The 18,090-nt window shown below is 66.4% G+C and carries 20 protein-coding genes; 11 read left to right on the top strand and 9 right to left on the bottom strand.

Annotated elements, in window-relative coordinates; translation table 11 throughout:
* Positions 1-2: 2 nt before the first annotated feature.
* The 6 genes from ACU0DV_RS13760 to ACU0DV_RS13735 form a co-directional block, all read right to left on the bottom strand.
* Positions 3-197, bottom strand: coding sequence for a hypothetical protein (locus ACU0DV_RS13760; protein ID WP_283981639.1), 195 nt, complete (start codon positions 195-197; stop codon positions 3-5).
* A gap of 89 nt (positions 198-286) precedes the next feature.
* Positions 287-1,435, bottom strand: a complete 1,149-nt coding sequence (locus ACU0DV_RS13755; RefSeq protein ID WP_446241640.1) for a geranylgeranyl reductase family protein — start codon at positions 1,433-1,435, stop codon at positions 287-289.
* Positions 1,432-1,980 (bottom strand): L,D-transpeptidase, encoded by a 549-nt coding sequence (locus tag ACU0DV_RS13750; RefSeq protein WP_100928628.1) that lies wholly within the window; start codon positions 1,978-1,980, stop codon positions 1,432-1,434. Before ACU0DV_RS13750 ends, ACU0DV_RS13755 begins: the two co-directional genes overlap by 4 nt.
* Before the next feature lie 134 nt (positions 1,981-2,114).
* A complete protein-coding gene (locus ACU0DV_RS13745; RefSeq protein ID WP_446241639.1) occupies positions 2,115-2,777 on the bottom strand; it encodes a MotE family protein in 663 nt (220 codons plus the stop codon).
* 9 nt (positions 2,778-2,786) lie between these two features.
* Positions 2,787-3,131: a DUF6468 domain-containing protein gene (locus tag ACU0DV_RS13740; protein WP_283981636.1), complete on the bottom strand. Its 345-nt coding sequence runs from the start codon at positions 3,129-3,131 to the stop codon at positions 2,787-2,789.
* 12 nt (positions 3,132-3,143) lie between these two features.
* On the bottom strand, positions 3,144-3,662 hold the full coding sequence (locus tag ACU0DV_RS13735; RefSeq protein WP_446241638.1) for a flagellar basal body-associated FliL family protein: 519 nt from the start codon (positions 3,660-3,662) through the stop codon (positions 3,144-3,146).
* A gap of 115 nt (positions 3,663-3,777) precedes the next feature.
* On the opposite strand from ACU0DV_RS13735, the gene fliF reads away from it, so the two are divergent.
* The 4 genes from fliF to fliP are packed head-to-tail and all read left to right on the top strand — an operon-like array spanning position 3,778 to position 7,020.
* Entirely contained in the window at positions 3,778-5,388 is a 1,611-nt protein-coding gene (gene fliF / locus ACU0DV_RS13730) for a flagellar basal-body MS-ring/collar protein FliF (protein WP_446273552.1), read from the top strand.
* The gene (locus ACU0DV_RS13725) at positions 5,385-5,999 is read left to right on the top strand and encodes an ABC transporter ATP-binding protein (protein WP_283981634.1); all 615 of its coding nucleotides are present in this window, start codon (positions 5,385-5,387) and stop codon (positions 5,997-5,999) included. Before fliF ends, ACU0DV_RS13725 begins: the two co-directional genes overlap by 4 nt.
* A complete protein-coding gene (locus ACU0DV_RS13720; RefSeq protein WP_100928622.1) occupies positions 5,992-6,279 on the top strand; it encodes a FliM/FliN family flagellar motor switch protein in 288 nt (95 codons plus the stop codon). Before ACU0DV_RS13725 ends, ACU0DV_RS13720 begins: the two co-directional genes overlap by 8 nt.
* A 3-nt stretch (positions 6,280-6,282) precedes the next feature.
* A complete protein-coding gene (gene fliP, locus ACU0DV_RS13715; RefSeq protein WP_446241637.1) occupies positions 6,283-7,020 on the top strand; it encodes a flagellar type III secretion system pore protein FliP in 738 nt (245 codons plus the stop codon).
* A gap of 121 nt (positions 7,021-7,141) precedes the next feature.
* Here fliP and trhO read toward each other — a convergent pair whose 3' ends face one another.
* Together trhO and ACU0DV_RS13705 are read right to left on the bottom strand one after the other, a co-directional pair.
* Positions 7,142-8,077 carry an oxygen-dependent tRNA uridine(34) hydroxylase TrhO gene (gene trhO, locus ACU0DV_RS13710; RefSeq protein ID WP_446241636.1) on the bottom strand — a complete coding sequence of 312 codons (936 nt, stop codon included), beginning with the start codon at positions 8,075-8,077 and terminating at the stop codon, positions 7,142-7,144.
* Positions 8,078-8,116: 39 nt separating this feature from the next.
* Entirely contained in the window at positions 8,117-9,334 is a 1,218-nt protein-coding gene (locus ACU0DV_RS13705) for an Hsp70 family protein (protein ID WP_446241635.1), read from the bottom strand.
* Positions 9,335-9,444: 110 nt separating this feature from the next.
* Here ACU0DV_RS13705 and pncA point away from each other — a divergent pair, with 110 nt between their 5' ends.
* The 7 genes from pncA (at position 9,445) to ACU0DV_RS13670 (ending at position 17,256) form a co-directional block, all read left to right on the top strand.
* Positions 9,445-10,038, top strand: coding sequence for a bifunctional nicotinamidase/pyrazinamidase (pncA, locus tag ACU0DV_RS13700; protein ID WP_446241634.1), 594 nt, complete (start codon positions 9,445-9,447; stop codon positions 10,036-10,038).
* Positions 10,039-10,142: 104 nt separating this feature from the next.
* Positions 10,143-12,104, top strand: coding sequence for a response regulator (locus ACU0DV_RS13695; RefSeq protein ID WP_446241633.1), 1,962 nt, complete (start codon positions 10,143-10,145; stop codon positions 12,102-12,104).
* The gene (gene pncB / locus ACU0DV_RS13690; protein WP_100928616.1) at positions 12,041-13,330 is read left to right on the top strand and encodes a nicotinate phosphoribosyltransferase; all 1,290 of its coding nucleotides are present in this window, start codon (positions 12,041-12,043) and stop codon (positions 13,328-13,330) included. The genes ACU0DV_RS13695 and pncB overlap by 64 nt, the downstream gene beginning before the upstream one ends.
* Before the next feature lie 171 nt (positions 13,331-13,501).
* Positions 13,502-14,587: a histidinol-phosphate transaminase gene (hisC, locus tag ACU0DV_RS13685; protein WP_100928615.1), complete on the top strand. Its 1,086-nt coding sequence runs from the start codon at positions 13,502-13,504 to the stop codon at positions 14,585-14,587.
* Entirely contained in the window at positions 14,584-15,504 is a 921-nt protein-coding gene (locus tag ACU0DV_RS13680; protein ID WP_100928614.1) for a prephenate/arogenate dehydrogenase family protein, read from the top strand. Before hisC ends, ACU0DV_RS13680 begins: the two co-directional genes overlap by 4 nt.
* A complete protein-coding gene (locus ACU0DV_RS13675; protein WP_100928613.1) occupies positions 15,501-16,148 on the top strand; it encodes an extensin-like domain-containing protein in 648 nt (215 codons plus the stop codon). Before ACU0DV_RS13680 ends, ACU0DV_RS13675 begins: the two co-directional genes overlap by 4 nt.
* A 565-nt stretch (positions 16,149-16,713) precedes the next feature.
* Positions 16,714-17,256: a hypothetical protein gene (locus tag ACU0DV_RS13670; RefSeq protein WP_446241632.1), complete on the top strand. Its 543-nt coding sequence runs from the start codon at positions 16,714-16,716 to the stop codon at positions 17,254-17,256.
* Between the two features lie 264 nt (positions 17,257-17,520).
* Here ACU0DV_RS13670 and ACU0DV_RS13665 read toward each other — a convergent pair whose 3' ends face one another.
* The gene (locus ACU0DV_RS13665) at positions 17,521-18,081 is read right to left on the bottom strand and encodes a TlpA family protein disulfide reductase (RefSeq protein WP_446241631.1); all 561 of its coding nucleotides are present in this window, start codon (positions 18,079-18,081) and stop codon (positions 17,521-17,523) included.
* Positions 18,082-18,090 lie beyond the last annotated feature (9 nt).

Genomic DNA, 18,090 nt, shown 5'->3' with positions numbered 1-18,090 from the left:
CGTCAATAGAACTGCGAGTCGAAGTCATCGTCCTCGTCGTTCAGGATGACCGTGGAGAGCAGCAGCATTGCCGCGATCGCCGAAGACACGACATGCACCGACATCGCCGTGAACAAGGTCATGTCGGTCAGCGCGAACGCCAATGCGGCGAACACTGCGCTGAACAGACTTCCTGCGATGAGTGCAACTACTGCCATGGTATCTCCGCTTTCGCTCGAGTTAGACCTCAAGACGTTAATAAGTTCCTAAAACACTTGGGCGTTTTGGTGGCGGGGGCAAATTTTTTTTAGCCGCCTCGGAGCGCGCGCCACGCGAAGCCGGGCATGCGCAGGGCCATCGCGCGCATGATCTCTCCGTACTCCGTCTCGCCCGCAAGCAGCCTCAGGTACTCCCCCCTGAGGCTGCGCGACCGGCGGAAGCCGGAGATGAAGGCGGGCCTCAGACGCTCCCGGAACATGAGTTGACGCAGGATGCGGGCCTGGCGCAGTCCGGCGTGGATCGGTCGCAGGGCGTGACGGTAGTGCCGCAGCGCCTGGTCCGGCTGCCATGCCGCCAGCGCCTGAACCGCGGCCAGCGCGGCCAGCTCACCACTGTTCAGGGCGTGGGCGATGCCTTCGCCGGTTATCGGGTCGACCAGGCCCGCGGCATCGCCGGCCAGCAGGATGCGGCCCGCACCCGGTGTGCTGCGGAAGTCGCCAAAGGGCAGGAACTGCCCCTTCACCGGCAGGTCCTCGTCTACGCCGAGCGTGTCGAGATAGCCTTGAAGTGCCGCCTTCATGTCCGCGTTGCGCGCCATGACGCCGCCGACGCCGATGGTGGTGCCGCACGTCTTGGGAAACTGCCAGCCGTAGCCCCAGTCTGCCGCCCCGAAGTCGATGCGCAAAGGCACCTCTGACGCGTCGCCGGGCTGTTCGACCTCCAGCGCGAAGCCGATGCGCTCCCGGTCGAAGGCCTCTCCGAACAACTGCCTCGCGGTGGGGCTGTTGACGCCGTCCGCGGCGACGATCAGCGGCGCAGAAAGCCGGCCACCCGGCAGGTCGATGGCTGGTTCCTTGGGATCCAGCGTCCCGGTCTGCCCGGTGAAGTCCTGCGCCCCGGCGGACAGCGCATCGGCCACGAGTGCCGCATCGAAGTCGCGCCGCATGATCAGGTGGATCGGGGGGGCTTCCTCACCGCCGCCGAGATCCTCGCCGAACGCGAAAAAGCGAAAGCGGTCGCGGCGGGTAAGGGGGATGTCCGGCAGCGGACGGTCGAAGATGCGGGCGTAGTGGCCCACGGCCCGGCCGGTCAGGCCGCCGCCGCACAGCTTGTCCCTCGGAAACCGCTTCTTGTCGACCAGCGCGACCGCAAGACCGGCCTTCGCGGCGGTTCTCGCACAAGCGGCGCCGGCTGGGCCGGCGCCGATCACGATCAGGTCGAATTTTCCGGTGGTCAAAGAACGGTGACTTTGGCGCCGACATTCACGCGCGGATAGAGGTCCATCACGTGCTCGTTGATCATCCGGACGCAGCCGTTGGAGACCGAACGACCGATGGACTCCGGCGCTGTGGTGCCGTGGATCGCGTTGTAGGTGTAGCGGCCGTCCCGGTAGAGGTAGAGCGCACGCGCGCCCAGCGGATTGCCGGGACCGCCCGGCTGGACGTAGTCGTTGCCCTTGAACTTGCCGTAGCTGCCCGGATCGCGTTCGATCATCGCGTCGGTCGGACGCCAGGTCGGCCATTCCTTCTTGGAGCCGACGTAGAACTCACCGGAAATCGCCTGACCCGCCTTGCCGAAGCCCACGCCGTAGCGCATCGCCGCGCCGGGCTGGTCGATGTAGTACAGGAAGTGCGCAGCCGGCAGGATCAGGATCTGCCCCGGTGCGAGATCCTTGCGGATGCTGACACGCTGCGGACGCAGGGTCGGATCGAGCTGGAACGCAAGCGCGGGGGTTGCAACGGTCGCCGCAACGGCGGCGACAAAGGAACGGCGGGTGATCATGGCGGTACTCACTTTTCGGGAGACCTGATTGATGTGGCCAAAAGGCTGAGGAAAATCAATCCCGAGTCCGGGAAGGCAGCGGTCACTTGGCCGTGCGTCAGGGGCGAACTGTGGCGCGGCGGCCACAGCTTGGGTCACTCGTTCGGGACATCCGCGTTCCGCCCGGCCAGGATGACGCTGATCAGATAGGCGGCCTCCGGCTCCATCCCGGCCATGATGGCAGCAGCCGAATCGGGCCGCATGCGCGACAGGAACCCGGCGGCGAACTGCGGGTCCATCTGCTGGAAGAGCGCGGCGGCCTGCTTCGGCTTCATCTTGGCGTAGACATCGGTGAGCTGGGTCAGGTCGTCCTCTGCCGCGGTCCGCGCGAGCGTCAGGGTTTCCCGCAGCCGGTTCTCCGCCTCCACCAGGGCTGTCATCCTGCGCTCGATCTCCTGTTCCGCGACAGAGAGGGCCTGCATCCGCACGTCTATCGCCTCTTCGCGTTTGCGGACCCGATCCTCTCGCGCCTTGAGGGCATTGATCAGCGGCAGGATGTCGGAGTCGGCCATGGGCTGGGCGGCTTCCGCGCTTTGCCGGGTGTTGGCAGCCACCTGTTCGCCGTGCGCGGGTTCCGCCTGATGTTGCGCGGCCTCGCTGCCCTCTTCACGGGCGAGGGCCTCTGTCGCACCGGCGCCGACACGCACAAGGGCCGAGGCGAGGAGCAGCGCGCCGATGGCCGCGAGCGCGCCCTTCTGCTTGCGGCGCGGGCGCTTGGCCTTGGCTGCGGCGGGTTTTGCGTTGGTATCCTTGGACATGGCGGACCCTCAGTTGCGCGGATGGCGGACAAAGACCGGTTCCGCCGACTCCTTGGGCGGCGCGCTTTTCTGCGGCAGGTCGTGCATCGACGCCACCAGCAGTTCCAGCCTTCGGGCCACGTCTTCGGCACGTTCCGTCAGTTCCTGAAGGGAGCGGGACGACTCTCCGGCGCTTCCTCGCGCGGCATCCAGCGTCTTCGTGAGGTCGTCGACCTGAGCGGACAGGACGGCCACGGCCCCGCCGACGCCGTTTTCGAGATCGGTGAACTTCGTCAGGCGGCGGGCAAGGATGAAACAGTAGAACCCCGCGCCAAGCGCCCCGGCCACCAACAGGATGTCGGCAATCATATCCATATTCTCAATCCTTCAATTCAGCACGAATTCGAGGACAAGCAGGTCGCGGATCCTGTCCTCTCCGGCGACGAGCCGCACCCGGCGGAGCATCTGTCCCCTGAGCCGGACAAGTGCGCCGGGCGCCTCGATATCGCGCGCCTCAAGCGCACGGAGATAGCTGTTCAGCACGTCCTGCACACGGGGCAGGATCGCCTCCACATCGGCGGCATATTGCTGTGGCACCTCGAGCGACGCGCGGAACCGCAGATGCTGGGAATGGCCGCCGGGGCCGAGCGACACCATGACCTGCGGCACCTCGATGAACGACACGTTGGGCAGGGCAGTCGTTTCGACGTGTTCCTGCTGATTTGCATGAGCGTCGGTCGCCGAGCTTTCGGCATGGGCTTCGGACCCGCCGCCGAGCAGACCGGACTGCACGGCAAAGAAGCCGCCGCCTGCCCCCGCGAGGGCTAGCACTACCCCCATGATCATCGGCAGCTTGGACGGCTTTTTCTTCTCTTGGCCGTCCTCGTCGACGGTGGCGTCAGACATGCCCAACCTCTTTTCCGCTTCGCTGCGGTTATAGGCTGAAAGGGGCTAACTGATTGTTAAGTCGAATGGGTCAAAACTCGGCGCAACCGAACAGAAGGTTTGGACGGAGGCCAGGTTGAACCAGATTATGAACAGTTGGGGTGCCCTCGGAGGGCGCCAGCGCATGGTGGTCCTCGGGGCGACGTTGGCGATGGTTCTGGCGGTGTGGGGGCTGGCCCGGCTGGCCTCGGCGCCCAGCTATTCGCTGCTGTATGCGGGGCTTGAGAACGGTGCGGCGGGCGACGTCGTGAAGGCGCTGGAGGGCCGTGGCGTGCAGTACGACATCCGCGGCGGCGCTATCTTCGTCCCCGATTCGGACCGCGATGCGCTCCGCCTGACGCTGGCGAGCGAAGGGCTCCCGGCGAACAGCGGGCAGGGCTACGAACTGCTCGACGGGCTGTCCGGCTTCGGCACCACCAGCCAGATGTTCGATGCCGCCTACTGGCGCGCGAAGGAGGGGGAGCTGGCGCGAACCATCGTTTCGAACCCGCAGATCGCCTCCGCCCGGGTGCATATCGCCAACAGCTCGGCCAATCCGTTCCAGCGCGACGTGACGCCCACGGCCTCGATCTCCGTCACCACCACGGGAGGCACGCTGTCGGCCCAGCAGGCACGGGCGCTGAAGTACCTCGTCGCCTCCGCTGTCCCGGGGCTGGAGCCCGAAGGCGTGGCGGTGATCGACGGAAAGGGCGGCCTGATCGGGGCAGAGGCAGAGCATGGCGCCGGGCCCACGGCGGACGACAAGGCCGCCATGCTGCGCGACCGTGTGCAGCGGCTGATGGAGGCGCGCGTCGGCATAGGCAACGCCGTGGTGGAGGTCAGCGTCGACACCGTGACCGAAAGCGAACTGATCCGCTCGCGCAGCTTCGATCCGGAGGGGCGGGTCGTGATCTCCACCGATACGGAGGAAAGCACGGACCGGTCGGAAAACCAGGGTGGCGGCAACGTGACCGTGGCCTCCAACCTGCCGGACGGCAACGCGGGCGGCGGCGACACCTCGTCATCGCAGAAGGCCGAAACGCGGGAACGGGTGAATTTCGAGGTGTCGGAGACGACGCGCGAAATCACCCGCGTGCCCGGCGCGATCAAGCGGCTGACCGTCGCCGTGCTCGTCAACGGCACGTATACGGAGGACGGCAATGGCGGACAGACCTTCGAGCCCCTGCCGGAGGAGGAGTTGCAGGCGCTGCGCGACCTCGTGGCCTCTGCCGTCGGCTACGACGAGGAACGCGGCGATCAGATCACGCTGAAGTCCCTGTCGTTCGAACGCCCCGAAGGTCTGGGCACCGGGCCTCTCGAACCCGGCCTGTTCACCGGCGTGATCGACACGATGCGCCTGATCCAGATGGGTGTGCTGGCGCTGGTCGCGCTCGTCCTCGGCCTGTTTGTCGTCCGCCCCGTGCTGGCGCGCGGTTCCGAAGGCGGTATGGCCGGCGCCCTTCCCGCGCCCGGCGCCAGCGATGCCGGCCCCGCCCTCGACGGCGAGATCGAACCGCTCGGCGGTTTCGGCGACCTGCCGGTCATGGGCGACGGACCCGACTTCAGCGGCCTCGGCATGATGGATTTCGACGCCTCGCCGGACGAGGACCCGGTCGACCGCCTCCGCAACCTCATCCAGGAGCGCAAGACCGAAACGGTCGAGATCCTGCGCAGCTGGCTTGAAGAGGACAAGGAGCGTGCAAGTTGATCGCCCTGCAGGAATTGCTGGAGGACTTCGGCTCCCGCACCGGGCAGGCCGGGATGACGGGCCCGGTCGAACCGCAGGTCAGCGAAGCCGAACTGGCGGGCCAGAAGCTCGAGTCCTTCGAAAAGGGGTATCGGGCCGGCTGGGACGACGCGGTCAAGGCCCATACGGAGGACCGCGACAGGATCTCAAGCACCTTCGGGCAGCACCTGCAGGACCTGTCCTTCACCTACAACGAAGCCTACGGCCACATGATCGCCGAACTGACGCCGCTGCTGGAGGAGATGGTCACCGCGCTCCTGCCGCAGATCGCGAAGGCGACGCTGGGGCGGCACATCTCTGAAACCCTTGGCCGCATGGCTTCTGAAATCGGCATGGCAGAGGTCGAGATCGCCGTGGCCCCCGAAAAGGTCGCCGCGGTCGAGCCGCTCTTGGCAGAGGACTTCAACTTCCCGGTACGGGTCGTGGCGGACGACACGTTGGGCGAGGAACAGGCCGACATCCGCTTCGGCCAGCATGAACGGCAGATCGACCTGGGCGACCTCATCTCATCGGTCGCGGAGGCGGTGCAGGGCTTCGCCCACGACAAGCAAAGGAAACTGAGCCATGGATAACGCCCAGACATCCGGACGGGAGGGCGGGGCCACGCCCTTCACCTCCGTTCCGATCGAAATCACCGTGTCCGTCGGCAAGGCGCGCCCGCTGGTGCGGGAGCTCTTGCAGCTGAACGAAGGTTCGGTGCTTGCGCTGGACAAGCAACTGGACGACCCGGTCGAGCTCTACGTCGGCGAAAAGCTGATCGGCATCGGTGTGCTGGAGGTGGTCGAGGGGGACGGGCAGGGCCAGCTCGCCGTCCGGCTGACCGAGGTGGTCGACCTGCAGACCCCGGCCTGATCCATGTGGACCCGCACGGCCAGAACGGCCCTGATCGCGGTGGCGGCGCTGGTTGCGCTGACCCTGCCCGCGGCGGCACAGGACATCTCCATCGACCTCGGCGGCGGTTCGGTCACCGCGACCTCCGTGCAGTTGATCCTGCTGATCACGCTCCTCAGCCTCGCGCCGGGGATCGCCGTCATGGTGACCTGTTTTCCTTTCATGGTGACCGTGCTCGCGATCCTGCGGCAGGCGGTCGGGCTGCAGCAGTCGCCGCCCAACATGCTGATCGTCAGCCTCGCGCTCTTCCTCACCTATTTCGTGATGGAGCCGGTCTTTACCGAGGCCTGGGACACCGGCGTGCAGCCGCTGATCGACGAGCAGATCGAGGTGGAAGAGGCGGCGGTCCGAACCCTCGCGCCGTTCCGCACGTTCATGGCCGGGCGAACGGACCCGGACACCTACCGCGCCATGGCCGACCTGCGCCCGGATGCGCGGGAGACTTCGCTGGCGCCCAGTGCGCCGCTCTCCGTCCTTGTGCCCAGCTTCATGCTCTCCGAAGTGGCCCGCGCCTTCCAGGTCGGGTTCCTGATCTTCCTGCCGTTCCTGATCATCGACCTCGTGGTGGCGGCGGTGCTGATGTCGATGGGCATGATGATGGTGCCGCCCGCCATCGTGTCGTTGCCGTTCAAGCTCGCCTTCTTCGTCGTGGCTGACGGGTGGAGCCTTTTGGCGGGCAGCCTCGTGCGCGGGTATTTTTGACCCCGTTTCTTCGTCACAGGTCCGGTCGGGCCGGGTGCGCCCGCTTGTAGGGTGGGGCTTTGCGCCACCCTCGCACCGCATCCGTCAGCGCCACCGCCAATGCAAAGCGCACGCTTCGCCGTCAGGACAGGCCTTCGTACGGGTGGTCGTCCTCGTCGGCGTGCAGGTGCCGTTCGCCGCGCGACCGGGCGAGGGCGATCTGCTTCTGCCGCTCGCGGAACCGGGCCTTGTCCTCGGCAGAGGTCTCCTCCACGCACAGGTGGCAGGAAACGCCATGTTCGTATTCCGGCCGCGCGCGGTCCTCGGGCAGGATCGGGCGGCGGCAGGCGTGGCACAGCACGTGCGGCCCTTCCTTCAGCCCGTGTTCCACCGACACCCGCCCGTCGAAGACGAAGCAGGCCCCGTCCCATGTGCTCTCTTCGGCCGGCACCTCTTCGAGGTACTTCAGGATGCCGCCCTTCAGGTGGTAGACGTCCTCCACCCCCTGCCCCAGCAGGAAGTTCGTCGACTTCTCGCAGCGGATGCCGCCGGTGCAGAACATGGCGATCCGCTTGTTGTGGAAGCGGTCCTTGTTCTTCTCCCACCATTCCGGGAACTCGCGGAAGGTTGCGGTTTCAGGGTCCACCGCCCCTTCGAAGGTGCCGATGGCGATCTCGTAGTCGTTGCGCGTGTCGATCACCGCCACGTCGGGCGACCGGATGAGGTCGTTCCAGTCCGCGGGCTCGACGTAATGGCCCACCCGGGCCTTCGGATCGACATCCGGCTGGCCCATGGTGACGATCTCTTTCTTCAGCCGCACCTTCATGCGCGCGAAGGGCCGTTCCTCGGCGGTCGACAGTTTCCATTCCAGATCGGCACAGCCGGGCAGGGCGCGGATATGGGCCAGCACGGCGTCGATTCCGGCGCGCGGTCCGGCGACCGTGCCGTTGATCCCCTCACGTGCCAGCAGCAGCGTGCCGGTCACATGCCCGGCGCGGCAGAGGTCCAGCAGCGGCCCGCGCAGCGCGGCGGGGTCGTCGAAGCGGGTGAAGTGGTACAGGGCGCAGACGGTAAACATGGGCTTGAGGTACGTCCCGGGCGGGTTTCAGGCAATCGGCTAATCTGCCGCAATGGCAAGGCCGTGGACCACGGCGGTAAAGACCTCCGTATCCACGGGTTCGGCGTCGGGCAGGGCGCGCGCCATCGCGCTACGCACCGCGCCCAGGAGGCTGGAGCCGCCGACAAAGACCACCTTGTCCACGGAGGCCGTCGCCACACCCGCCTCCGACAGCGTCAGCAGCGCCTGCGCCGAGATCTGCTCGGCGAACTCCGCCAGCGTGCGGTTCATCGCGTCCTGCAGCAGCGTCACGCTCAGCCCGCGCTCCACCTCCCGCAGGTCGATGCGGCCCTCGGGTGCGGCGTTGGCCGCGATCTTGCCCGCCTCGACGGCATAGGCGACATCGTGGCCCAGGTGGCTTTCCAGAACCTCGGCCAGACGCTCGAACGGTTCCGGATCGGGGGCGAGGCGGATCCATTTCTGCACTTCGCGCAGCAGAGCGGCATCATACACGAAGGGGATCTTTTCCCATGACGCCAGATCGTGGAACAATGCCTTGGGCGCCGCGTGGGTGCGGGAGCCGAGCTCTGCCCCGATCTCCGCCTCGTAGCCGAAAAGCGGCATGGCGTAGGCGAGGTTCAGCGCCTTGTCGAAATCGGTGCCGCCCAGCCTGATGCCGGTGGAGGCGATCACCTGCATGTTGCCACCTTTGCGGTCGCACAGCGTGAAGTCCGAGGTGCCGCCACCGATGTCGACGATCAGCAGGCGGCCTTCGGCATCCGCGGCCAGCGCCGCCGCTTCCGGTTCGGGCAGGAAGTCCACCGCCTTGAAACCGGCCATCCGGTAGGCCTCTGTCAGGTCCTCGAGGGCGGCTGCGTTGCGCTCTTCAGAGGCGGAGTGGAACCGCACCGGGCGGCCCGACATCGCGGTGTCGAAGGTCAGGCCGGTGTGCGCCTCCGCCCGGGCGCGGATTTCCGTCAGGAAGCGGGCGATGACCTCGATAAGGGTGATGCGTTCGTTCAGCAGGCGGCGGGGTTCCCGGGCCAGCGGAGTGCCGAGGATCGACTTCAGCGCGCGCATGAAACGGCCCTCTGCCCCTTCGCGCATCGCCCGCGCGGCGGCAGTGCCGTAGGTGTAGCGACGTTCCGCGAAATCGACGAAGACGGCGGTGGGCAGCGTCTGTGCGCCCTGCTCCAGCGGGATCACGTAAGGCTTGCCCCCGGCCATCGTGCCGGCGGCGGTGTTCGACGTACCGAAGTCCAGTCCGAGCCGGGCCATGAGAATCCTCCGCGTTGAAAGGCGTGCGGCATAGCGTCCTCCGCCGGGCATGGCAATTCCCAGATGTGCGCCCTAGGGTGGATTCCGGCAGCCAGAAGGAGAGACAGGCCATGCACGCGCTGATCGTGATCGACGTCCAGAACGATTTCTGCCCCGGCGGTGCGCTTGCGGTCGCGCAGGGCGACGAGATCGTCCAGCCGATCAACGCCCTCATGGCGGACTTCGACGCGGTGGTCCTGACGCAGGACTGGCATCCGGCGGGACATTCCTCTTTCGCCTCCACGCACGAGGGCAAGGCGCCGTTCGAGATGATCGAGATGCCGTACGGGCCGCAGGTGCTTTGGCCGGATCACTGTATCCATGCCTCGCCGGGCGCGAACTTCCACATGGAGCTGGAAACGGACCGCGCGGACCTGATCATCCGCAAGGGTTTCCGGTCGGCAATCGACAGCTACTCCGCCTTCTTCGAAAACGACCACACCACGCCCACCGGGCTTGAGGGCTACCTGCGCACCCGCGGTATCGACAGGCTGACCATGGTGGGGCTGGCCACCGACTTCTGCGTAAACTTCTCGGCGGTGGATGCCGTGAAACTGGGCTTTTCGGTCACGGTGCGCGAAGACCTTTGCCGTGCCATCGACCTTGACGGTTCGCTGAAGGCCGCGCGTCAGGGTATGATGCAGGCGGGCGTGGTGCTGGCATAGCCGTCTGGCGCGTGGCGAAACGCCCTTAAACTGTGACTTTGCTCTTGGGTTGGCACAATGTTCATGAGTTCGAAATAGCTTCGCCGCGAAAGTGAGATCACCCGATGCCAGAGGCCGCAAAGGTCACGTCTGCCGCCAGGGCCCAGTTCGAAGCACGCTACGGCGAGGCGACGCTTCTCATGCGCTACGCCCGGGCGCGGGGCAGGCAGTTCTTCCTGCGGCAGGTGCCCACCGTGATCGGGACCGTTGCGGTCTGGTACATCGTTTCGCCGATCGCCGCGCTTTACTGTTTCTTCATCACCATCGCGGGGGAGGCGCTCGACACGCTGGTCCTGCGGCGGACACTGTCCCGGTTGCAGGCCGGGGGATCGGTGCCGCTTGAACGGCGCCTGACAGCCTTTTCCGCCGGGGTGCAGTCCGCCACCATCGCCTCCTGCGTGCTGCTGCTTCTGGCCTATGCGCCGAACGATGAGGCGGCGTTGATCGCGCTGTGCTTCCTGATGGCCGCGGCGGTGAACGCCGGTTACGTCATGACGCACCATCCGCTGGCAAGCTGGGTGAAGCTTGGGGTGCTGTCGCTCTGCATCCCGATCTACCTCACGATGGACACGCTGACCGCGGGCGGCTTCGGCCTGGCCCAGCTCATCCACCTGCTCGAAGTGATGATGCTGTCCTACCTGACCTTTGCCTTCGTGGCCTTCGCGGTGCGCAGCTGGCGGCGGCGGCTGAACAACGAGTATATGCTGATGGAAAGCGCCGCGCGGCAGGACGCCACCAACGCCGAGCTGATGACTGCCCAGCGGCAGGCGGAGCAGGCGGCACAGGCCAAGAGCGCCTTCCTCGCGACCATGAGCCACGAAATCCGCACGCCCCTGAACGCGGTGATCGGGATGAGCGACCTGTTGGCGGCCAATGATCTCGATCCGGAAAGCGCGGAGTATGTGCGCACCATCCGCGGCGCGTCCACGTCGCTCTTGCAGATCATCAATGACGTTCTGGATTTCTCGCGGCTCGACGCCGACCAGATGGCCTTCGAGTCGCTGCCATTCGTGCCGTCCGACAGCATCGCCGCAGCGGCGCGCCTGCTGACGCCGCTGGCGTCGGAAAAGGGGTTGTCCATCGTCCTGGCGGACGACGGATCGCTGCCGCTGCGGGCCAGCGCCGACGAAGGGCGGCTGCGGCAGATCCTCGTGAACCTGATCGGCAACGCCATAAAGTTCACTGCCGCGGGCGAGGTCCGGGTGACGGCACGGGCGGAGCCGGACGGCGACGGCTGGCGGCTGACTGTGCTGGTCAGCGACACCGGCATCGGCGTGCCGGCGGACCGGGCGGAGGCGATCTTCGAGGTGTTCCAGCAGGCGGACGCGGCCACGACGCGGCGCTATGGCGGCACCGGACTGGGACTGCCGATCAGCCGCGCGCTGGCACAACGGCTGGGCGGCGACCTGCGTCTGTTGCCGAAGACAGGCGGCACCGGCGCCACCTTCGAACTGACCGTGCACCTGGATCGGGCGGCAGCAGAAACGCCCTCGGTCGCGGCAGGTCTGCATCCCGTCCCGCAGGGCATCACGCGGCCGCTGGTGGTGCTTCTGGCCGACGACAACGAAACCAACCGGATGCTGGTGGAGCAGTTCCTCAAGAAGCAGCCGGTGACCCTTCACGAGGCTTCGAACGGGCGGGAAGCGGTGGAGATTGCCCGGCGGATCCATCCCGACGTGATCCTGATGGACATGGCCATGCCCGAACTCGACGGGCTAGAGGCCAGCCGCCGCATCCGAAGCACTGACATGCCGCAGCCGCTGATCCTTGCGCTGACCGCCAACGCCTTTGCCTCGGACAGGGCGGCCTGCGAGGCGGCGGGCATGAACGACTTCCTGACGAAACCGATCCGCAAGGCGGTGCTGATCGCGGCCCTGGCCGATGCCGCCCGGCGGGAGAAACCCCGTTCACAACCCGACGCCGATGCCATATCACGGCAGGGTGAGACGGGAGGGTCGGAAGCTTGGACATCGCCACAAGAGTCTGGAACCACAAGTGGAAAATCGATCCGATCGTCAGGTCGCTGATCGACACGGACTTCTACAAGCTGCTGATGTGCCAGTCGGTGTTTCGCAACCGGCCGGACACGCATGTCACCTTCAGCCTGATCAACCGGACGAAGGATGTGCCCCTTGCGCGGTTGATCGACGAGGGGGAACTGCGCGAACAGCTTGACCACATCCGCTCGCTCTCGCTGACGCGCGGCGAAAGTACATGGCTGCGCGGCAACACCTTCTACGGCAAGCGGCAGATGTTCCGGTCCGACTTCATGGAGTGGTTCGAGAACCTGAAACTGCCGCCCTATCACCTTGAGCGGGTGGGCGATCAGTACGAGCTGACCTTCGAAGGACAATGGCCAGAAGTCATGCTGTGGGAGATCCCGGCGCTGGCGGTTCTGATGGAACTGCGCGGCCGCGCAGTGCTGCACGACATGGGCCGGTTCGAACTGCAGGTCCTCTATGCCCGGGCGATGACGAAGCTCTGGCAGAAGGTGGAGCGGCTGCGCGAGGTGCCCGGCATCCGCATCGCCGATTTCGGCACGCGGCGGCGGCACAGCTTCCTGTGGCAGGACTGGTGCGTGCAGGCGATGCTGGAGGGGTTGGGGTCGAACTTCACCGGCACGTCCAACTGCCTGATCGCCAAGAACCGCGACCTTGAAGCGATCGGCACGAACGCCCACGAACTGCCGATGGTCTACGCGGCGCTGGCGAAGGACGACACGGAACTGGCGCAGGCGCCCTACGATGTGCTTGCGGACTGGCACGAGGAGCACGAGGGCAACCTGCGGATCATCCTGCCCGACACCTACGGCACCGAGGGTTTCCTGAAGCGCGCGCCGGACTGGCTGGCGGGCTGGACCGGCATCCGCATCGACAGCGGCGATCCGGCGACCGGCGCCGAGGTGGCGATCCGCTGGTGGAAGGAACGCGGCGAGGACCCGCGCGACAAGCTGGTGATCTTCTCTGACGGGCTGGACGAGGACCGGATCATCGAGCTGTATCAGCAGTTCAACGGCCGGGTCCGCGTGTCCTTCGGCTGGGGCACTCTGCTGACCAACGACTTCCGCGGACTGGCGCCGGGCGACCGTCTGGCGCCGTTCAGCCTTGTCTGCAAGGCGGTGTCGGCGGAGGGCAACCCGACGGTGAAACTCTCGGACAACCCGAAGAAGGCGATGGGCCCGGCGGACGAGATCGCCCGCTACAAGCGCGTCTTCGGCGTGGGCCAGCAGGAGGCCATGGACGTCGTGGTGTGACCGGACGGGGCCGGCGCTGTTTGCCTGACGGCAAAGGCGCCCCGCCCACCGTCCCGTCAGGCCGCGCGGGGTCAGGCCTGTGCGCCCATGTCACGCTGGTCAGCCTTGCTGAACAAACACTTTTCTTGACCGGTCGACGCGGGTAAGGCTGCCGCGGCGAAGGAGAGCACCATGGCAACGATAGATCCGCAGCCCGGTATCATGGACATTGCGCTGTACGAAGGCGGCAAGGCGAAGGTGGACGGCATCACCAACGTCGTCAAACTCAGCTCCAACGAGAACCCGTTCGGCCCCAGCCCGGCGGTTCAGGACGCGGTGGTGCGCTCCGTGCATGAGCTGCATCGTTATCCGTCGACCGACCATGCCTCTCTCCGGACCGCCATCGGTGAGGTGCACGGCGTCGATCCGGAACGGGTGATCTGCGGCGTGGGTTCTGACGAGATCATCCACTTCCTGTGCCAGGCCTATGCCGGGCCGGGAACCGAGGTGCTGCACACCGTTCACGGCTTCGGCATGTACCGCATCAGCGCGCTGGCCGCCGGGGCGACCCCCGTCGAGGTGCCGGAGCGCGACCGCGTGACCGATGTGGACGCCATCCTTGGCGGCTGCACCGACCGCACGCGGCTGGTGTTCATTGCCAATCCCAACAACCCAACCGGCACGATGATCGGCCTGGCCGAGATCGAGCGTCTGGCCGAGGGCCTGCCCGACCAGTGCCTTCTGGTGCTGGACGGGGCGTATGCCGATTACGTCGAAGGCTATGACGGTGGCGCGCGGCTGGTGGAGCAGCGCGAGAACGTGGTGATGACGCGGACATTCTCGAAGCTCTACGGGCTGGGCGGGATGCGGGTCGGCTGGGGCTATGGGCCGAAGGCCGTGATCGACGTGCTGAACCGGGTGCGCGGGCCATTCAACCTGTCGAACACCGCGCTGGCCGCGGCCGAGGCCGCCGTGCGCGACACCGCATGGGCCGAGAAGTGCCGCAATGACAACACCCGCCTGCGGATGATCCTGTCGGAGGCGCTGGCGGAGCATGGCGTGCCGTCCGACACCTCGACGGCGAACTTCGTGCTGGCACGCTTTGCCGACAAGGAAGAGGCCGACGCCTGCGATCTCTACCTGCAATCGCAGGGGCTGATCGTGCGCAAGGTCGGGGGGTACAAGCTGCCGAACTGCCTGCGCATCACCGTTGGCGACGAACCTTCGGTGCGGCGCGTCGCCTTCTGCATCGGTCAGTTCAAGGCCGGCGCGCGATGAGCGAGCACTACGGGAAGGTCGCGCTGATCGGCCTGGGGCTGATTGCAAGCTCCATGGCCTGGGCGATGAAGCGGGCGGGCATGACGACGGAGATCCGGGGCTATGCCCGTTCTGCCGAAACGCGGGAGACGGCGCGCCGGCTGGGGTTCTGCAATGTCGTGTGTGACAGCGCCGAGGAGGCCGTCGCGGACGCCGACCTGATCGTGCTGGCGACGCCGGTGGGTGTGATGGGCCATGTGGCAGAGGCCATCGCCCCCCATCTGAAACCCGGGGCGACCGTGACGGACGTGGGATCGGTGAAGCGGACCGTGATCGCGGAAGTCTCTCCGCATCTGCCCGACAGCGTGCACTTCGTCCCCGGCCACCCCATGGCCGGGACGGAGCATTCGGGGCCGGACGCGGGCTTTGCCAGCCTGTTCGACAACCGCTGGTGCCTGATCGTTCCTGTGGAAACGGCGCCGGAAGACGCGGTTGCCCGGCTGGAGCAGTACTGGCAGGCGCTGGGTGCTAACACCGAACGCATGGACCCGGAGCACCATGACCTTGTGTGCGCTGTGGTCAGCCACATCCCGCACCTGATCGCCTACACGATGGTGGGCGTTGCCGACGACCTGAGCCGCGTGTCGGACCAGGAAGTGATCAAGTTTTCCGCCGCCGGTTTCCGGGATTTCACGCGGATCGCGGCCTCTGACCCTACGATGTGGCGGGACGTGTTCCTGACCAACAAGGGGGCGACGCTGGAGATCCTCGGACGCTTTACCGAGGAGCTCTTTGCGTTGCAGCGGGCGATCCGGACGGGCGACGGTGAGCAGCTTCACGCCTATTTCACCCGCACCCGGGCCATTCGGCGTGGCATTCTGCAGGCGGGTCAGGATACTGATAAACCAGACTTTGGCCGGATCGAGGTGAAGCGTTGAAGCGCATCGTTGTTCTGTTCGTACTGCTTGGGCTCGCCGGATGCGGCGGTGGCCGGGTCGATCGCGGACTGGACAAGGCGGCAGGCGCGGCGCGGGTGGCCTTCGCCGCAATCGGGATCGAGGGCGACATGGTCTGCGGCGACCCGGCCCTTATCGGCGAGAAGATCGGCCCGGTCTCTGGCAACGGCGCCTGCGGGATCGAGGATGCAGTCCTCTTGCGCGGTGTCGACGGCGTTGCCCTCAGCACCCCGGCGACGATCCAGTGCTCGACCGCCAAGGCCTTGAAGACATGGGTGAACTCAGGCGCGCGGAAGGCCGTGGGCAAGCGCGGCGGCGGTGTGGCAGAGCTGAAGGTCGCGGCCTCCTATGCCTGCCGGACCCGCAATCACCAGCGCGGCGCGAAGTTGTCGGAGCATTCCAAGGGCAATGCCATCGACATCGCCGCGGTGCTGCTGAAGGACGGCAGCGAGATCTCCGTTCTGCACCACTGGGGCCATGGCAAGGACGGCGCGATGCTGGAGAAGATGCACTCTGCCGCCTGCGGTCCGTTCGGCACGGTGCTGGGTCCGAGGTCCGACCGTTTCCACCGGGACCACTTCCATTTCGACGTCGCGGGCTACCGCAGCGGGCCTTATTGCAAGTAAACCGTTGCTGACCGGACGACCGGGTTAACCCGCCGCGCGTTGTGGTTGACGGAGCGTGCGTTGCCCGTATGCGGTGTCTCCTTCTGTGGTCCGGCCCGAAGGTTAACCGATCTTCATGTTCGATGAACGCACATTAAGGTGCGAACCGGCCGATTGGACCCCGATTCCCGGCCGGTTGTTAACTTCTTCGTCCGGGCAGACGCGCCAGGATGGATGACGTTGCGTCAGAATTGGTAAACGCGCCGAAGGCGTCCGCGAAATGCGGCAAAGCCTGCCACATTCTGCCTTATTTGACCGGCGCGAATCGAAGCCCGTACCCGACAGGTCCTTGTTCGTACAACCATCTCATGTTGTCCGAGCAACGAAAGGCGATGCAAAAGGGTAGAGGGGTCTCTTTTGAGAGGTCATTGCAAGGCGAACCGGAAACGGTGCCGTGTTGCCGTAGGCAATTGTTCCGGCTCGGTTTTCAATCGGTCGATTGTGACTAATGGCAGTTGCGGACCGCCCCGATTTCGCCCAGATTTATTCTGTCGGTGGGGGCCGGCTGACCACGGAGCTGCATCTCATGCGCGCACTGACGCTCGTCCTCGCCCTGTTCTTCACGGCAAACACGGTGCACGCGGATATCGCGTGGCAGGTCGACCGCTTCGGCCCCGGGTCGGTCATGGTGATGAAGGACCGCAGCGGCGCGATGACCCATGTCGCCCGTGGCACCGAAGGCAACCTCCACGTGTTCGACGTTTATGACGGCACCGGCGGCTCCGCGGATTTCGTCGGGCGCTACAAGACCACGGCGCGCGGCGACGTGGTGGAGACCGTGGCCTTCGACGGCGCCGTGACCCGCTTTGTCCCGAACCGCTGCAACCGCACCGAGGGCGCCTGCCGCTTTACCATGATCCACCCCGACGGCTTTGCCGAGCCGCGCACCCGTGTCACCCGGGCCACCCGCGCGGGCCTGCACTACCGGGAGTTCGGGCTGGACGGGCTGATGGCGGAAGGCGCGCTGGAGCTGGACGGGAACGGCGCGGCGAAGGCCGGCTGGACCACGGACGCGCCGAACGAGGAGCGCAAGCTGCGCGTGCGGCGGGTGCTGGTCGCGCTGAAATAATCCGAAGTTACTCTCTCTCTCTCTTTCTGAAAGACCTGCGCCCCGTCCGGACCTCCGGGCGGGGTTTTCGATTGCGGGGAGGGGGTCGGGGATGTCCGGTGATCCGAAGGTCGCGCTGCGCGCGGCCGGATCAGCCGCCGCCCTGCCGGGCAGCGGCCGTTTTTCAGGTATTTGGACCAAGATGAAGGCAGGGGCCGGCGCCGAGGGTGCCGGCTGTGCGGCCGGTGAATGGGTTGCTGACTGGGCTGCTGATTGGGGCCGCGCTCAGCCTGCGCCGCCCATGAGGGCCGCGAGAAGGGCCTTTGCGTCCTCGCCGGACCAGTCGGCGTCGCCGGTGAGGCGGGCGACTTCCTGTCCTTCGGGGTTCAGGACGACCGTGACCGGCAGGCCGAGAACGCCCATCTGGCGGGCCAGCATGGATTGCGGGTCGCGGTGCAGCGGCAGGTTGGTGACGCCGATTTCCTCGAAGAAGCCCTCGATCTTGGCGGGGGGATTGCGGGAGGTGGCGATGGTCACGACCTCGAAGCTGTCGCCGCCGAGCTCGGACTGGAGTTGGCTCAGCATCGGCATCTCGTGCCGGCAGGGGGCGCACCAGGTGGCCCAGAAGTTCACCAGCACCCATTTGCCCTGCCAGTCGGAGAGGTTCAGGGGCGCTTCGTCGAAGGTCATGAAATCGACGGTGCCCGCGTCCTTCGGGCTGTCGTGGAAGACCATCTTCTTCATGTCGCCGGTGGCGGCGGCCTTCGCGGCGTCGACGTCGGCCAGCGACGGATTTGCCAGCGCCGTGAGGGCGGTATAGAGAGCCGCGAGAGCGAAACGTTTCATAGATCCTCC

This window comes from Sagittula sp., assembly GCF_052825245.1.
The sequence above is the reverse complement of the archived record's forward strand: the minus strand, read 5'-3'. Positions and strand labels throughout refer to the sequence as shown.

Bases quoted from the DNA above. Each gene is read 5' to 3' on its own strand.
- ACU0DV_RS13695 (WP_446241633.1), top strand. From the start codon at position 10,143: ATGCCAGAGGCCGCAAAGGTCACGTCTGCCGCCAGGGCCCAGTTCGAA.
- ACU0DV_RS13720 (WP_100928622.1), top strand. From the start codon at position 5,992: ATGGATAACGCCCAGACATCCGGACGGGAGGGCGGGGCCACGCCCTTC.
- ACU0DV_RS13705 (WP_446241635.1), bottom strand. From the start codon at position 9,334: ATGGCCCGGCTCGGACTGGACTTCGGTACGTCGAACACCGCCGCCGGC.
- pncA (WP_446241634.1), top strand. From the start codon at position 9,445: ATGCACGCGCTGATCGTGATCGACGTCCAGAACGATTTCTGCCCCGGC.
- ACU0DV_RS13740 (WP_283981636.1), bottom strand. From the start codon at position 3,131: ATGGATATGATTGCCGACATCCTGTTGGTGGCCGGGGCGCTTGGCGCG.
- fliP (WP_446241637.1), top strand. From the start codon at position 6,283: ATGTGGACCCGCACGGCCAGAACGGCCCTGATCGCGGTGGCGGCGCTG.
- ACU0DV_RS13670 (WP_446241632.1), top strand. From the start codon at position 16,714: ATGCGCGCACTGACGCTCGTCCTCGCCCTGTTCTTCACGGCAAACACG.
- ACU0DV_RS13665 (WP_446241631.1), bottom strand. From the start codon at position 18,081: ATGAAACGTTTCGCTCTCGCGGCTCTCTATACCGCCCTCACGGCGCTG.
- ACU0DV_RS13735 (WP_446241638.1), bottom strand. From the start codon at position 3,662: ATGTCTGACGCCACCGTCGACGAGGACGGCCAAGAGAAGAAAAAGCCG.
- ACU0DV_RS13680 (WP_100928614.1), top strand. From the start codon at position 14,584: ATGAGCGAGCACTACGGGAAGGTCGCGCTGATCGGCCTGGGGCTGATT.
- ACU0DV_RS13760 (WP_283981639.1), bottom strand. From the start codon at position 197: ATGGCAGTAGTTGCACTCATCGCAGGAAGTCTGTTCAGCGCAGTGTTC.
- hisC (WP_100928615.1), top strand. From the start codon at position 13,502: ATGGCAACGATAGATCCGCAGCCCGGTATCATGGACATTGCGCTGTAC.
- trhO (WP_446241636.1), bottom strand. From the start codon at position 8,077: ATGTTTACCGTCTGCGCCCTGTACCACTTCACCCGCTTCGACGACCCC.
- ACU0DV_RS13745 (WP_446241639.1), bottom strand. From the start codon at position 2,777: ATGTCCAAGGATACCAACGCAAAACCCGCCGCAGCCAAGGCCAAGCGC.
- ACU0DV_RS13750 (WP_100928628.1), bottom strand. From the start codon at position 1,980: ATGATCACCCGCCGTTCCTTTGTCGCCGCCGTTGCGGCGACCGTTGCA.